Here is a 14698-nt window from a genome sequence, read left to right as displayed (position 1 = left end):
CCTATCGCCTCCTCACCGCGCCCCAGGGGCCGACCGCGTCGACCACATCGAAGCCCCGCGCCGTTTTGGCGGGGCGCCCCGCGCTCCATGGGCCCTGGGCCGGCGCCGGCTCGGCCATCGGGGCTTCGTGCCCGAAGAGGGCCGCCCGCGTGCCGGCCTTGTCGACCATGTATTCGCCTGCCAGGAACTCGGCGACATAGGTCTTCTTCGCCTCGGGCCAGCTGGCATAGGCGCGGTAGAACGCCTCCTTGTGGCAGATGAAAAGCTGGCGGATGTCGAGCGGCGTCAGCTCGGCCAGCAACATGTTCACCAGCTCGGCCAGGGGCCCCGGCGCGGCGCGGAGCGTGTAGAAATAGGCCGGATGCTCGCTGTCGATGCGCGGCCACGGCCCGCCCGACTCCGCCCAGCGGGTGAGCGCGGCGAGGCCCTGCCATTCGGGCGGCAGGTGCTGGGCATGGCGCCGGCCCATGGCGCGCAGGTCGCGGCGGGTCGCGGCCTCCAGGCTCTCGCCCATGACGGCGGCAAGCTCGGCGGTGATGAAATCCATCTTCTGATGCAGGATCGCCGCCGCATCCACGCCCCGCGCCTCGACGATGGGTTCGGCGAGGCCGTTGTCCTTCAAGAAGCGCGCCACCCCGTTGCGGTCGGCCAGCGGGATCACCGGCAGCGGCAGGGGGCCGAGCGCGGCGGGGTCGCCGGCTGAGAGCACGGCGGGGTGCGGCACGGAGCGGAAGAGGTAGAGCCCGCCGAACAGCGCCGTCCAGAAATCCTCTTGCGCGAAGGTCATCTTCTGCAGGCGCACCGGGTTGCGGGTGAGGTCGCCCGTCTGCTTGGCGAGGCCGATCATCTCGCCGATCAGCACGTCGTCGTACCAGGCGTCCTCCTCGCGCTTGAAGCGGTCGATGAGGGTGCCGAGCTTGTCCGCCGTCGCGACGGTGCCCGCGGTGGTGTCGGCCTCGATGATGATCTGGCGGATATCGAAGAGCTTCGCCGCCGTGTCGGCCCGGTAGACGGAGTTGATCAGCTCGCCGGCCACCGCATCTCGGGCGGTGAGGGCGAAGAGCTCACGCTCGTTGGCATCGATGAACTGCCGCAGGATGGCGCGCGAGGTGGAGAACTTGGCGTTCAGCAGCGGGGCGGAGCGCTGGCGGGTGGTGAGCAGGATGAACTGCCGGTTGACGCCGGCCTGGTTGAGATAGGCGGGGTCGCCGAACTCATCGCCGATCTCGGGGGAGAAGCCCGAGATGTCGATATGGAACTCGGTCTGCTCGGTGGTGCGGCCGGTCAGCGCCTTGAGGGCACGGTTGTAACGCTCCACCCAGACGGGGGAGTCGACCCGGACGAGATTGCCGAACATGAGGCCGCGGGCGATCAGGCGGTGCATTTATTCCTCCCGCCTCAGATATATAGGAATGGTCATTTCCGACGCCCGCATTGTCAGATTGATATCTATATAATGTGCCGATTGACGAGCGACGATTCTATCTGTCTTGGAAGACATGATATTCTCGAAAAAGCGCGCGTGAATCGATCTAGCCGCCTTGCTAACCTTCAATGCCCATTCGAGCCACGCGGTGATAATTTGCCCGGGGTCCTTGAGTTCTGGATGGCCCTTCCCGTAAGAACTCAATCGGCCAGCGAAGACGATTTCCTCACCCATAGGGAAGCAGCAATTTCCATCCATGTCGTGAAGTAGGACGCGTGCGTCATAATCCGTATCCGCCGAGCGGATAGTCTTTCGAGCTTGTGACAGGCTGTAGTGATTTGTGGCCTGATCTCTAATAAGGCGGTTCAAAGCAAATCCTTGGTCAGCTTTCAGCTCATCAATCACCACTCGGCGTTCTTCTAGCAAATCTACCAGTGCCTGAGAGTCCAAACGTTCCTTGTAGGAACTTTCTAAGAACTGAAATAGCTCGAAGATCTTTGCTGCCCAGCACCGCAGTATCGTATGCCTCTGAATTGTTGCCTGCCACTCCACCGCTTTTGGGAGGCCTTCCGGGGGATAAGAAAAAATGTGAATCCGAGACAACGCGTTGAGCTCTGACACTCCGTAGCTAATCACAGCCAGAAAGGCTTTTTCATCGACAGACAGCCTCTCGAGATGTCGAGCATGAAGGTCTATTTCGTAGATGTGCTCAATGGCCTTGTTCACCACACCCCCTCCTTCCACCGCCCCGGCACGCTCGCGACGGACAGCACCAGCACCGGCGCCCAGAGCAGGCCGGCGCTCAGGCCCAGCCGCAGGAAGTGGCCGAGCGTGACGCCCGGGGCGAAGCCGAGCATCGCGCCCACCTGCGTCCCCGACCAGGCATAGGTCACTGCGAAGACCAGCGCCGCCAGCCCCGTCAGCAGCGCTGCCGAGATCACGCCGTTCAGCACCAGCCCCGCGAAGGTCTCCGGCAACCACCGCCCCAGCGCACGGGGCAGCAGGATCGCCAGCACCACGATCACCGCCGCGGGGAGGAGGACGCCGGTGATCACCCCTGCCCCTCCATGTACCGCCGCCGCGCCTCGTCGGTCAGGCCCATGTCGCGGACCATGCGGGCGATGGCCTCTTCATCCGACTTGCCCGAATAGCGGAATTCGCTGTCGGCGTAGCGGTTGATCTCCTGGATCACCATGTCGGTCGTGATCGGGCGGCGGAGCTCTTCGATCATGGCGCGCTTGGTGTCGTAGGGCTGGCGCAGGAAGAGGTCGGGCTCTTCCATCCACTCGTCCGGCAGTTCGAAATCCATGGCGCGGACCTTGATCGCATCCGTGATGTTCTTGATGGCGCGGCCGGTGAAGCGGTCGTCGGCCTCCTGGATGCCCTTGAGATAGGTGCCGAGCTTGGCGATGGTGTCGAGCTGGCCGTGGGCCTCCGTCACGCGATCGAACACCTCCGCCAGCGCTTCCTCATGGGGGCGCGCATGGCTGGCATAGCTGCGCTCGACCGCCTGCTGGATGGCCTGCGCGGCGTAGAGGTCATGCTCGCCCACCGGGATATCGTGGTTCTTGCCCATCAGCAGCGCGAGGATGTCGATGTAATCGGCGCGGCTCTGCGGCCCGTCGACGAGGAAGCGCCCGCCGGCGCGCTGGCGCAGGGCGTCATCGACGTTCTCGGGGTAGTTGGAGAACATGCCGAAGGTGCAATTGCCGCGCACCACCGTGTTGGCGCCGGCGAAGGCATCCATCAGGACGGAGGTGATCTCCAGCTGCCCGGCAGAGCTTTGGCGGTCGCCGCGCTTGCCGGCCAGCATGTCGATATCGTCGATGGTGCCGAAGCCGATGACGGTTGGGTCGAGGATATTGTCGATGAAGGCGCGGGCATTCTGGCCCGACTTGCCCTGGTAGCTGTCGATATTGTCGGTCGAGAGGTTCTGGTAGCGGAAGGGGTAGCCGGCCACCTGGCAATAACCGTGGATGAGGCCGGCCATCATCTGGATCAGCGTCGTCTTGCCGGTGCCGGGCGCGCCGTCGCCCATGAAGGTGAAGATGAAGCCGCCGAGTTCGGCGAAGGGGTTGAGCCGCCGCTCGAAATCATAGGCCATCAGCATCTTGGCGAGCCGCTGCGCCTGGCGCTTGGCGATGTGGTTGCCGACAACCTCGTGCGGCTGCTTGAAGGTCATCGTCAGCGTGGTGGAGCTGCCGCGGCTGGCGGGCTGGAAGCCGCGCAGGGTCAGCCCGTCAGCCTCCACCCGGAAGGCGCGGGCTGCGAAGCTTTCCAGCCGCCCGGCACTGGCGGCGCGCGTGGCGGCCTTGGCCATCAGCGCCTCGGCGAAGGCGATGACGGTGGCGGCGAGACGGGGCTCGTCGGTCGCATGGGCGGCGATGGCGCGCTCAAGCTCCCAGAGCGCGCCGTGGAGCGCGAGGGGGGCGTTGTCGGTGAGGATCTCCTCGACCTCGGCGATCTCCACCTCGGTGCCCCCATGGTCGGCCAGCAGGAAGGCGGCGGCATTGGCAAAGGCGTGCAGGGTAAGGAGCGCCTCGGCGGCCAGCAGCTCGGAGAATTCCGCGCGGCGCGCCTCGGGCAGCCGGCCTTCGAGGTTGGCGCGCTTCAGCTCGGCCAGCGGCGTGGCCTCGGCATAGGCCTCGCCCAGCGCCATGGCGATCGCGAGCGCGCGGCGGAGGGCCGATTGCACGGTCGCCTTGAGGGGGGAGAGCAGGCCGTCATCCTCGCCCGCCGCCTCGATGCGCTCGAGCAGGGCCACGCCGCGCGCGGGCGTGGTGCGGCGGGTGACGAGGCCGGGGGTGGTGGAGCGGAAGGCGCGGCGCTGGCCGATGCCCGGCGAGCGCTCGGGCGCCGCCGGGGGCTCGCCCTTCGCGATGCGGGGCGCATGGTCGAACCCTTCCAGCAGCGCGAGGGCGGCGGGGTAATGCGCGCGGATGTCTTCCTCGCGCAGCTCCATCAGGTCACCTTGCTGGCTCATCGCCCCCCCTTACCGGTAGCTCAACACGCGCCCGCCGGAGCCGACGACGAATTTGCGGACACCCGAAAACCCCGGCGGATTCAGCTCGGCGAGGCTCTGGTAGGGGCGCTCGGGCAGGATGACGGACCGCTCCTGCCGCGTGGCGCCGCTCTCGGGGCCGCCGCCGGAGAACGGATCGAGGGCGAAGACCTCGCGCTCGACCTTGCCGAACCAGCCGGCCTTCTCGACCTCGACCCGTTCGGAGGTCAGCTCCTCCTCCGTCCAGGCCAGGGCCCAATCCTCGCCCTCGGGGGCGTGGGCGCGCTCCAGCACCTCGCGGATGGGGCCGGACTGGGCGGTGAACTGATGCGAATACATCGGGCCGATGTGGAAACGGCGGAGGCGCTTGGGGTGCAGATCGGCGAAATCGGCGTCAAACCCCTTGGCGATGGTCAGCAGCTTCAGCCCGCCCACGGCCTGCGCCATCAGATGCGCCTGCACCTCGGGCCAGCGCCATTCGTCTTTCGGCAGGCCGACCCGGCCGGAATCCTCCACCTCCATCAGGTAGATGACCGGCAGGTTGACCGCCCCGTCATAGACCGCCCAGCGGATCAGGTAGGTGCGCCGCTCGTCGCCCTTCAGCCAGATCGCCTCGGGATCGTTGCGGGCGAGGAAGAGGTCGCCCTTCGCCAGCTCCTCGTAATAGAGCCGCTGCGACAGCGTGTATTGCAGCCGCGTCGGCACCTCCTGCTCGGCAAGGATGAAGCGGACCATCTCGTCCTTCAGCGCGGCGGCGGTAGGTGTTTGCGCGAGGTGGCTTTGTGCCTGCACGGCGTCGTTCGCGAGCACCAGAAGCTCAGCAAGCACGGGGAAGCCGCTTTCCACCCGGTCGATGGTGAGCTTGCCCGCCGTGGGCAGGCGCCCGGCGAAGCGGTACTTCAGCCCCAGCGCCTTGAAGGTGAGGGTGAGCCCGACGAGGTAGCGGGCCAGCGCCTCCACCTCGCGGCGGGAGAGGCGGCCCTCGGCCTCCATCTGCGCGGCGACGCGGGCGAGATGGCCGGTGATGCCGGCGAACTTGCCGAAGTAGCGCCGGGTGACGCGGGTGTCTTCCAGCTGGAAATGGTCGAGCGGCGTTTCGGTCATGGGGCGATCTGCCCGTTGCGGTCGATCCCGTAGAGCCGGGTGAGCACCGGCCCGGCGCGGCCGTCACAGCGGCGCTGCCAGCGCTCCATCATCGCCGCGCTTCGGGCGCCGTCCATCAGGCGCCAGACGCCCCGCTGGAAGAGCGGGATGCCCCCGGCGAGCACCAGCGCGAGGGCGGCGAAGGAGAGCGCCCGGCCCAGCACGGTGACATCGCCGGACATCGCCCAGGTCGTGGGCTCGATCTGGTGGGCAAGGAGGGCCAGCGCCACGCCGGCCACGACACAAAGCCAGCAGCGCAGGCGGATCATTCGGCCCCGTAGAGGTTCTTGTCGTGCTTCTCGACGATCTTGTTGAAGCGGCGGATGAAGCGCTCGTCGGCCTTGGCTTTCTGCTCCAGCACCTCGCGGGCGAAGACCATGTGGTCCTCGTGCTTTTCCAGCATGTCGGCCATCTTGTTGTTGGTGGCGGCGCCAATGGCGGCCATGGCCGTCTGCGCCTCCTGGTCCGTCTTCACGCCGATCTCGTTGATGCGGTGCGCGACGTCCTGCTGCTGCGCCGTCTTCAGCGAGGAGGAGAGCGCATCGTAGAGCACGACGCGCTGCTTGGTGTCCGTCTGCAGCTTGTTGATCAGCACCATCTGCGTCGCCGCCTGGTTCTGCAGCGAATCGACCCAGGTCTTGCCCTTCTCGATGTAGCGCTCCAGCGTCTGGCTCTTGGCGAGCTGCACCTGCTCCTGCTGCACCAGCTCGTTGTGGCGCTTGTTGAGCTCGGCCAGCTCACTCTCCAGCCGCGTGCGGGCGGCGGCGTCCTGCTCGACGGCGATCTTGTTCTCCAGCGCGATGATGTCCGGGTCCATCCCCGCCACCTCGGCGCGCACAGCCTCCAGCGTCGCGACCGTCTGCTCGCGCTCTTCCAGCGTGCCGGTGAGGTTCTTCTCCACCCGCGCCTTCTGCTCGTTGAGCATGGAAAGCTGGCCTTCGAGCAGCTTCACGATGACATCGGACTTGGCGATGAGATCCTGCAGCTTGTCGTCGATGCTGGCGGTGCGCATCCGCTCCTGCCGCAGCGATTCCGCCTTGTGACGCGAGAAGACGCCGACGAAGCTTTCCCAGCCCGTCTTGTTGCGCATCTCGTCGAAATCCTTCGAGAAGGCGGCGGTGACGTCATCGAGCCCCATGATGAGCTCGGCGATATTGGCGTTCATCACCTCGGTATGGGCGTGCACGTCTTCCAGCGAGGCGTTCTCGATGTCGATCGAGGCGTCGGTGCCCTCGGCCATCTTCTGGCGGGCACTTTCGATCCGGCCGGTCAGCTCGGCGATCTTGGCTTGGGATTCGGCAACCTGGGATTGGCTTTGGCGGATCTGGGCGTCGAAATCGGCCATGGGGACACCTCAAAATTGAATTCGGTTCAGTATCATCTGGGCGATGATACCCCAGCTTGCAATCTCGGTGTATGCGGAATCAGGCCGTTTCGGCCTCTGGAGGAGGGGGAATTGAGCGAGCGTTTTCTCAGACTTGCGCGCGAGGGCGCCGCGCCCGTGACAGAGCGGCCTGCGCCAGACCGGCTGATCGCGGGCGATCCCGTCGTCACGACATGGAGCCTGGAGGAGGCGGGCGATCTTTATGCCGGCCTCTGGCAATGCACGCCAGGCAAGTGGCGCATCGTCTATGACGAGTGGGAATATTTCCGCGTGCTGGAAGGGCTGTCCATCGTCACCGAAGAGGGCGGCGAGCCATTGCAGATGGGCCCCGGCGACAGCTTGATCCTGCGCCCCGGCTTTACCGGAACGTGGGAGGTCGTCCGGACCACGCTGAAGGAATACGTGGTCCGGCTTTGACGCGTCAGCCTTCGCTTTCCACCGAATAGCCGGCAGAAGCAGGGCCCTGATCGTTGGTGTGCAGCAGCTCTTCCGGCGGGATGTAGAGCGGCGGCAGCTCGACACCGCGGTTCGCCAGCGGTGCGCCCTCGATGGCGACCGATTGCTGATAGCTGCGGATCACCACGCGCGTGCCGTTGGGCACCCGCTCGAACAGGTCGATCACATCGTGGTTGAACATGCGGATGCAGCCGGCGGAGCCGGAATTGCCGATGCTCGTCAGATCGTTGGTGCCATGGATGCGATAGTAGGTGTCGCGCCCGCCCCGGTAGAGGTAGAGCGCACGCGCGCCGAGAGGGCTCGACAACCCGCCGGGCACGCCGCCGCGGAAGGGTTCGTAGATCTCGGGCTCGCGCCGCAGCATGTTGGCCGTCGGCGTCCAGCCCGGCCATTCGGCCTTGCGGTTCACGGTGACGGTGCCGGAAAGAGTGCGCCCCTCGCGGCCCACGGCGATGGGATACCGCATGGCCATGCCATCGGGCATCACCCAGTAGAGGAACTTGGCATAGGGATCGATCTCGATCGTCCCTGCCGGCTGACTGCCGGGATAACTGACGAAGGCGCGGCGGTTCACGCCTTCCAGGTATTGCGGCGGCACGGGCGGCAGCGTGTATTCGCCGTCGTTCAGCAGGCCGTAATCAGTGACGATCTGGTTGGAGGGGACGCCATTGATCACCTCCATCTCGCCGGTGGGGTTGGAGAGGGGGGCCGGCGCGCAGGCCGAGAGCAGCGCCAAAACGGCAAGGCACGGCCCGAGCAGGGACCGGCCCGACCGGGCGGGGGTGAGTTGAAACATGTGGCAGCCTTGAAATCACGAATTTCCTGCGACGTTAAGCAGATAAGGCGTTCAGCGCAAATACGAACGGCAGGGGCGGCCTGCGCCAGCGCGTCGCGCGTGAGCGCCCGGGATGGCCGGTGACAGCCCTGCCCGGCTGATCTAGCCTCGCCCCATGCAACCCGGCCCCCGTAACCTCATCACCGATGTCCCCGGCCTGCGCGTCGGCAACGCCCATAACGCGCGCCTCGCCTCGGGCACCACGGTGCTGACCGCGGATGCGCCGCTCACCGCCTCCTATTCGGTGATTGGCGGCGCGCCCGGCACGCGCGACACCGATCTGCTGGCGCCCGACAAGCTGGCTGGCGGGGTGGACGCGCTGGTGCTCTCGGGCGGCAGCGCCTTCGGGCTGGCGGCGGTGGATGGCGTGGCGGCAAGGCTGCGGGCCGCGGGGCGCGGCATGGCCTTCGGCGGCGTGACGGTGCCGATCGTGCCGGGGGCGATCCTCTTCGACCTGATGAACGGCGGCCGGAAAGACTGGGCCGAGAACCCCTACCCCGCCCTCGGCTCCGCCGCCTATGACGCGGCGGGCGAGGATTTCGCCCTCGGCTCCACCGGCGCGGGCTTCGGCGCCACCACGGCCGATCTGCGCGGCGGGCTGGGCAGCGCCTCTGCTGTGCTGCCCGGCAGACGGACGGTCGGCGCGCTCGTGGCGGTGAACCCTGTGGGCAGCACGCTCGTACCCGGCTCCGGCCAGTTCTGGGCCGCGCCCTGGGAGCTGGGCGAGGAGTTCGGCGGGCGCGGCGTGGCGCAGAACTACCCGGAAGGGCCGGTCCCGACCAAGGTGACGCCCGGAGAGAACACCACGATTGCCATCGTCGCGACGGATGCCAAGCTCGACAAAGCCGGCTGCCAGCGCCTCGCCATGGCCGCGCATGACGGCATGGCCCGCGCCATCGTGCCCTCGCACACGCCCTTCGACGGCGATCTGGTCTTCGCCGTCTCCGCCGGCGAGCACGAGGTCGACGCGGTGGGTCTCATGCAGCTCTGCCACGGCGCCGCCACCTGCCTCGCCCGCGCCATTGCACGCGCGGTCTATGAGGCCGAGCCGGGCGGCTTGCAGCCGAGCTTTCAGGAGCGGTTCGGCTAGAGCGGGTTCAAGTTCCCCACCCTGCACAACATTTGCCGGCGCAGGGCGAGCGTCGGCCCTTGGGGTGGCGCTCCTCCGGTTCCGCTATCGCACGTTATGCTAGCCAAGTCCCACACAGCGGATGGCTCTGCGCCGCCCCAACCGTAGCGCCAGCCCGCGGGACGGGCCGGCGCCCGCCCGGCGCCTTTGGTGCGCATCGGGCAGGGAGGAGGAGCAGAGCCGTCGCTCAATCCTCCAGCGAATCCTCCCGCTTCTCGTCGATCAGGCCGCGCTCTTCCTTCTTCCGCGCCAGGAACCGCTCACCATAGCCCTCGATCTCGTCGGCGGAGATCTCTTCGCGGGCGCGGGCAAAGACATCCTCTTCCTCCTCGTCGATATGGTGCCGGTAGTCGTGATCCAGCGACTTGAACTTCTGCAGCCAGCCGGGAGAAGACATGTCCATCTCGTTCAGCTCTTCCATCAGATCGTCGAGCTCCTTGTGCTCGCTCACCGAATGGCGCGCCGCATCCTGCCCCCAGGTCTTCGAGATCAGCTTGGAATAGAAGGTTTCCTCCTCTGCCGCCGCGTGGCTCTTCACGTCGGTGTAGAAGCTCTTCCACGCCTTCTTGCGCTCTTCGCTGTCGCCGCTCGTATCGGCGATGGTGTCGAGCAGGGCGCGGTGGTCGTCATGGTCTGCCTTGATGGCCTCATAGATATCCGGCATCGGAGCTCTCCTTCCGTCTGTCACTCGCTGCTGTAACCCCGGCCGGCGCCGCGCGGTTCCAGCCCGCCGCCACGGCAATCGGCGGCAGGCTGGAACAAGGCCCCGCCCCGCAATCTTGTCACCGCAAAGGCGCGGCGGGTCTGGCTGGACCTCGCCGCCACAAGCGCGTCAATTGGCGCGAACCTCAGGAGGCTCCCATGCTCGATTCCGCCACCGATCTCTCAACGCTTCTCAAGAACAAGTCGCTGCTGCTGCAGGACGCCTTCGTCGACGGCGAATGGCGCGCCGCCAAATCCGGCAAGCGCTTCGACGTCACCAACCCGGCCCGCGGCGATGTCATCGCCGAAGTCGCCGACCTCTCGCGCGAAGAGATTGCCCAGGCCATCGACGCCGCCCATGCCGCCCAGCCCGCATGGGCCGCCAAGACCGGCAAGGAGCGGGCGAAGATCCTGCACCGCTGGTACGAGCTGATGATGGAGAACCAGGAGGATCTGGCCATCCTGATGACCGCCGAGCAGGGCAAGCCGCTAACGGAAAGCCGCACCGAGATCGCCTATGGCGCCGGCTTCGTTGAATGGTTCGCCGAGGAGGCCAAGCGCGTGTACGGCGAGACCATCCCGGCCCATCAGCCCAACCTGCGCATCCAGGTTATCAAACAGCCCATCGGCGTGGCCGCCGGCATCACGCCCTGGAACTTCCCCACCGCCATGATCGCCCGCAAGGTCGCCCCGGCCCTGGCCGCCGGCTGCTCCTTCGTCTCGCGCCCCGCCTCGCTGACCCCGCTCTCCGCCCTCGCCATGGCCGTGCTTGCGGAAGAGGCCGGCGTGCCGGCGGGCGTGTTCTCCGTCGTGCCGACGACCAGCTCGTCGGAGGCCGGCAAGGAATTCTGCGAGAACCCCAAGGTGCGCAAGCTCACCTTCACGGGGTCCACGGAGGTGGGCCGCACGCTCCTCAAACAGGCCGCCGACCAAGTGATGAAATGTTCGATGGAGCTCGGTGGCAACGCGCCCTTCATCGTCTTCGACGACGCCGATCTCGACGAGGCGGTCAAAGGCGCCATCGCCTGCAAGTTCCGCAATAACGGGCAGACCTGCGTCTGCGCCAACCGCATCTATGTGCAGGAGGGCGTCTACGATGCCTTCGCCGAAAAGCTGACGGCGGCCGTGAAGGCCCTGAAGGTCGGCGACGGGCTGGAGGAGGGTACCGAGCTTGGCCCCCTCATCGAGCCCAAGGCCATCGAGAAGGTCGAGGCGCATCTGAAGGACGCGCAGGACAAGGGCGGCGAGCTGCTGACCGGCGGCAAGCCCAGCGACCTCGGCGGCCAGTTCTACGAGCCGACCATCGTGAAAAACGCGACGCAGGAGATGGCCGTCGCCAAGGAAGAGACCTTCGGCCCCTTCGCGCCGCTCTTCCGCTTCGCCGATGAGGAGCATGTCATCCAGATGGCCAACGACACGATCTTCGGCCTCGCGAGCTACTTCTACGCCAAGGACCTCAGCCGCGTGACCAAGGTCGCCGAGGCGCTGGAATACGGGATCGTGGGTGTGAACACGGGGATCATCTCGACAGAGGTCGCGCCGTTTGGGGGCGTGAAGCAATCCGGCCTCGGCCGCGAGGGCAGCCGCCACGGGATCGAGGATTACCTGGAGATGAAGTACATCTGCATGGACGTCTCGTAAGGGTGCCGAATGGGGGAGGCCGTACCGCCTCCCTCAAGAAGCCTTGCGCCACATCGCCGCGCCGGGCGAGCGACTGCCCCGGCGCGCCCCTCGCCTCGGCGCCGTCGGCGCGGATCGGGCTTAGTGCAAAGCGGCGGCGAGATGCCCCCATGGGACGGCGGGCGGGGCGATTGCCGCAGGCGAGCGCCGCTCCCGTCCCTCAGATCGTCACGCAGGCCAGCAGCCGCTCGCGGTCCACCTCGCTGCGGGGCTCGCTCATCTCCACCGCGCCGCGGCGGATGGCGACGAAGCTGTCCGCCAGCTCGTAGGCGAAGTCGAAGAATTGCTCCACCAGCACCACGGCCATCTCACCCTCGTCGCGCAGCTGGCTGATGACATGGCCGATCTGCTTGATGATGTTGGGCTGGATGCCCTCGGTCGGCTCGTCGAGCAGCAGCACCTTTGGCCGCGTGATCAGCGCCCTCGCAATCGCGAGCTGCTGCTGCTGCCCGCCGGAGAGATCGCCGCCGCGGCGGTTCGCCATCTCCTTCAGCACCGGAAACAGCTCGTAGATCCGCGCCGGGATGCCCCGCTCGCCGCGCGGCAGGCAGGCAAAGGCTGTCTCCATATTCTCCGTCACGCTCAGCAGCGGGAAGATCTGCCGGCCCTGCGGCACCAGCGCGATGCCGGCCTGCGCGCAAGCCGTGGCACTGGCATGCACCAGCGGCTGCCCGTCCAACGTAATCTTACCCCGATCGTAGGGGTGGCGCCCTGAGATCGCCTTGAGCAGCGAGGTCTTGCCCACCCCATTGGTGCCCATCACCGCCGTCACCTTGCCGGCCTCGGCGCTCAAATCAACATCGTAGAGGATCTGGCTCTGGCCGTATTTCAGCGTCAGGCCTTTGACCTCGAGCATCGCCATTTCTCTACCTCCCCAGATAGACGTCGATGACGTCCTTGTTGGAGGTGACGTGGTCGATCGAGCCCTCGGCCAGCACCCGCCCCTCGTGCAGCACCGTCACCTTGCACTCCAGCCGGCGCACGAATTCCATGTCGTGCTCCACCACGATCACCGCGCGGGTCTGCGCGGCGCGCTTGAGCAGATCGGTCGTGTGCTGCCGTTCCGCCGGGGTCATGCCCGCCGCCGGCTCGTCGACCAAGAGCAACCGCGGCTCCTGCGCCAGCAGCATGCCGATCTCCAGCCATTGCTTCTGCCCGTGGCTCAGCTCGCCGGAGACCCGCTCCAGCTCATCCGTCAGGCCGATCTCGGCGGCCAGCTCGGCAATGCGCTCGTCATCGCTGGGGCCGCGCGGGCGCAGCCACACATCGAAGGGCCCCCGCCGGTTCTTCAGTGCCAGCTGCAGGTTCTCGCGCACGCTCTGCGCCTCGAACACCGTCGGGCGCTGAAACTTCCGCCCTATCCCCTCCTGCGCGATGCGGCTCTCGCTCATCCCCAGCAGGTTGCGGCTCATCTCGCCCCAGAGGACGCGCCCTTCGTCGGGCTTGGTCTTGCCGGTGATGATATCCATCATCGTCGTCTTGCCGGCGCCGTTCGGGCCGATGATCGCCCGCATCTCCGGCTCGCCGATGGAGAGGGAGAGATTGTTGATCGCCTTGAACCCGTCGAAGGTGACGGAGACGCCAGAGACTTCGAGCAGCGTCGCCATCTATTCCTCCTCCCCTTCCCGCTTCCGCCAGGCGCCCGCATCCGGCCCGTAATCGCCGACGCGCTCTTCCCGGACGGGGCGGTTGATGACCAGCATGTCCACCAGCCCGCCAAGGCCCTTGGGGAAGAACAGCGTGACGAGCACGAAGACGAGGCCCAGCAGCACCAGCCACCAATCCGTCCAGACCACGCGGTAGACGCCAAGGTCGATGGGCGGCGCCCCGCCCCCGGTGAACCACGTCGAGGCCAGCGAGACGACCGCTGCCCCGATGACGGCGCCATAGAGCCGCCCGCGCCCGCCGATGGCCACCCAGACGGCGAGGTAGATCGAGGCGATGGGCGCGATCTCCGCCGGGTTGATGATGCCGGCTTGGGGGTAATAGAGCGCCCCGGCGATGCCGGCGACCACGGCGGTGATGACGAAGACGAAAAGCTTGTAGCTCTCCACATGATAGCCAAGGAAGCGCACCCGCGCCTCGTCATCGCGGATCGCCCGGATCACCGAGCCCATCTTGCCCGAGACGACCCAGGCGAAGAGCACGTAGCCAAGGCCCAGCGCAGCGGCAGAAGCCCAGAGGAAGCGGATCGACAGAACATCCTGCCCCACCTCCTGCCCCGGCATGTTCTGCAGGCCGGAGAGGCCGTTGTTGCCGCGGAGCCCACTGTCGTTCTGAAAGAGGTAGAGCGACAGCGCGAGCGTCATCGCCTGCGTGAGGATCGAGAGGTAGACGCCCGTCACGCGGCTGCGGAAGGCCAGCCAGCCGAAGACCAGCGCCAGCAGCCCCGGCACCAGCACCACCGCCAGCAATTGCAGCGGCAGCGAATGGGCGAACGCCCAGATGGGCGGGAAGTCCGACGAGCCGACGACGCCGAAGATCTGACTGCCGATGGCGTCCGACACCTCCTCCGGGGTCGGCGGCAGGGGGGCGCCGGCGAGGGAGGAGACCACGATCTCTTCGGTGCGGGCATACATCAGCCACATGCCGATGGCGTAGCCACCGATGCCGAAGAAGGCGAAATGGCCGAGGCTGAGGATGCCGCAATAGCCCCAGACGACATCCATCGCGATGGCGACGAGGCAGAGGCAGAGCGTCCGGCCCAGCGTCTTCACGAAAGAGGTCGAGATGGCGCCCGAGCCGGCGCCGGTGCTGAGCATCGTCGCTCCCAGGGTGAACAGCGCGAGCAGGCCGATGAAGACGAGGATGCTGGGGTTGCGGAAGAAGAAGCTACGCTGCATCGGGGCGCTCCTTTCCCACCGGGCGCGCGGAAATCGCGCGATTTCCGTGCACGATTTTCGCGCGAAAATCGGTGGCCCGCCGCTGCGAAGGGATAGCGG

At 66.9% G+C, this 14698-nt stretch carries 15 protein-coding genes; 3 read left to right on the top strand and 12 right to left on the bottom strand.

Annotated features, from left to right (window positions below; genetic code table 11):
- Window position 1: 1 nt before the first annotated feature.
- The 7 genes from ACXN5S_RS11135 to ACXN5S_RS11105 are packed head-to-tail and all read right to left on the bottom strand — an operon-like array spanning window position 2 to window position 6915.
- A complete protein-coding gene (locus ACXN5S_RS11135; protein WP_458605505.1) occupies window positions 2-1384 on the bottom strand; it encodes a DUF6638 family protein in 1383 nt (460 codons plus the stop codon).
- Window positions 1385-2152 carry a hypothetical protein gene (locus ACXN5S_RS11130; RefSeq protein ID WP_458605504.1) on the bottom strand — a complete coding sequence of 256 codons (768 nt, stop codon included), beginning with the start codon at window positions 2150-2152 and terminating at the stop codon, window positions 1385-1387.
- Window positions 2149-2481 carry a hypothetical protein gene (locus ACXN5S_RS11125; protein WP_458605503.1) on the bottom strand — a complete coding sequence of 111 codons (333 nt, stop codon included), beginning with the start codon at window positions 2479-2481 and terminating at the stop codon, window positions 2149-2151. The genes ACXN5S_RS11130 and ACXN5S_RS11125 overlap by 4 nt, the downstream gene beginning before the upstream one ends.
- The gene (locus tag ACXN5S_RS11120) at window positions 2478-4409 is read right to left on the bottom strand and encodes an AAA family ATPase (protein ID WP_458605502.1); all 1932 of its coding nucleotides are present in this window, start codon (window positions 4407-4409) and stop codon (window positions 2478-2480) included. Before ACXN5S_RS11120 ends, ACXN5S_RS11125 begins: the two co-directional genes overlap by 4 nt.
- A gap of 9 nt (window positions 4410-4418) precedes the next feature.
- Window positions 4419-5531: a hypothetical protein gene (locus ACXN5S_RS11115; RefSeq protein ID WP_458605501.1), complete on the bottom strand. Its 1113-nt coding sequence runs from the start codon at window positions 5529-5531 to the stop codon at window positions 4419-4421.
- Window positions 5528-5839 (bottom strand): hypothetical protein, encoded by a 312-nt coding sequence (locus ACXN5S_RS11110; RefSeq protein ID WP_458605500.1) that lies wholly within the window; start codon window positions 5837-5839, stop codon window positions 5528-5530. The genes ACXN5S_RS11115 and ACXN5S_RS11110 overlap by 4 nt, the downstream gene beginning before the upstream one ends.
- The gene (locus tag ACXN5S_RS11105) at window positions 5836-6915 is read right to left on the bottom strand and encodes a hypothetical protein (protein WP_458605499.1); all 1080 of its coding nucleotides are present in this window, start codon (window positions 6913-6915) and stop codon (window positions 5836-5838) included. The genes ACXN5S_RS11110 and ACXN5S_RS11105 overlap by 4 nt, the downstream gene beginning before the upstream one ends.
- Window positions 6916-7026: 111 nt before the next feature.
- On the opposite strand from ACXN5S_RS11105, the gene ACXN5S_RS11100 reads away from it, so the two are divergent.
- Window positions 7027-7371, top strand: a complete 345-nt coding sequence (locus tag ACXN5S_RS11100; RefSeq protein ID WP_458605498.1) for a cupin domain-containing protein — start codon at window positions 7027-7029, stop codon at window positions 7369-7371.
- 4 nt (window positions 7372-7375) lie between these two features.
- Here the strand turns inward: ACXN5S_RS11100 and ACXN5S_RS11095 are convergent, their stop codons facing one another.
- Entirely contained in the window at window positions 7376-8206 is an 831-nt protein-coding gene (locus ACXN5S_RS11095) for a L,D-transpeptidase (RefSeq protein ID WP_458605497.1), read from the bottom strand.
- 154 nt (window positions 8207-8360) lie between these two features.
- On the opposite strand from ACXN5S_RS11095, the gene ACXN5S_RS11090 reads away from it, so the two are divergent.
- The gene (locus ACXN5S_RS11090; protein WP_458605496.1) at window positions 8361-9335 is read left to right on the top strand and encodes a P1 family peptidase; all 975 of its coding nucleotides are present in this window, start codon (window positions 8361-8363) and stop codon (window positions 9333-9335) included.
- A 226-nt stretch (window positions 9336-9561) separates the two neighbouring features.
- Here the strand turns inward: ACXN5S_RS11090 and ACXN5S_RS11085 are convergent, their stop codons facing one another.
- Window positions 9562-10038: a hemerythrin domain-containing protein gene (locus ACXN5S_RS11085; RefSeq protein WP_458605495.1), complete on the bottom strand. Its 477-nt coding sequence runs from the start codon at window positions 10036-10038 to the stop codon at window positions 9562-9564.
- Between the two features lie 197 nt (window positions 10039-10235).
- Between ACXN5S_RS11085 and ACXN5S_RS11080 the strand changes: the two genes are divergently transcribed.
- Entirely contained in the window at window positions 10236-11717 is a 1482-nt protein-coding gene (locus tag ACXN5S_RS11080; protein ID WP_458605494.1) for an NAD-dependent succinate-semialdehyde dehydrogenase, read from the top strand.
- A gap of 199 nt (window positions 11718-11916) precedes the next feature.
- Here ACXN5S_RS11080 and urtE read toward each other — a convergent pair whose 3' ends face one another.
- The 3 genes from urtE to urtC are packed head-to-tail and all read right to left on the bottom strand — an operon-like array spanning window position 11917 to window position 14599.
- Window positions 11917-12612 (bottom strand): urea ABC transporter ATP-binding subunit UrtE, encoded by a 696-nt coding sequence (gene urtE / locus ACXN5S_RS11075; RefSeq protein WP_458606043.1) that lies wholly within the window; start codon window positions 12610-12612, stop codon window positions 11917-11919.
- 10 nt (window positions 12613-12622) lie between these two features.
- Window positions 12623-13363, bottom strand: coding sequence for an urea ABC transporter ATP-binding protein UrtD (gene urtD, locus ACXN5S_RS11070; RefSeq protein WP_458605493.1), 741 nt, complete (start codon window positions 13361-13363; stop codon window positions 12623-12625).
- Window positions 13364-14599: an urea ABC transporter permease subunit UrtC gene (urtC, locus tag ACXN5S_RS11065; protein WP_458605492.1), complete on the bottom strand. Its 1236-nt coding sequence runs from the start codon at window positions 14597-14599 to the stop codon at window positions 13364-13366. It lies immediately after the preceding gene.
- Window positions 14600-14698 lie beyond the last annotated feature (99 nt).

It is taken from the genome of Pseudoroseicyclus sp. H15 (assembly GCF_054353345.1).
Note: the sequence above shows the minus strand (reverse complement) of the source record. Positions and strands in the feature narration are given on the sequence as shown.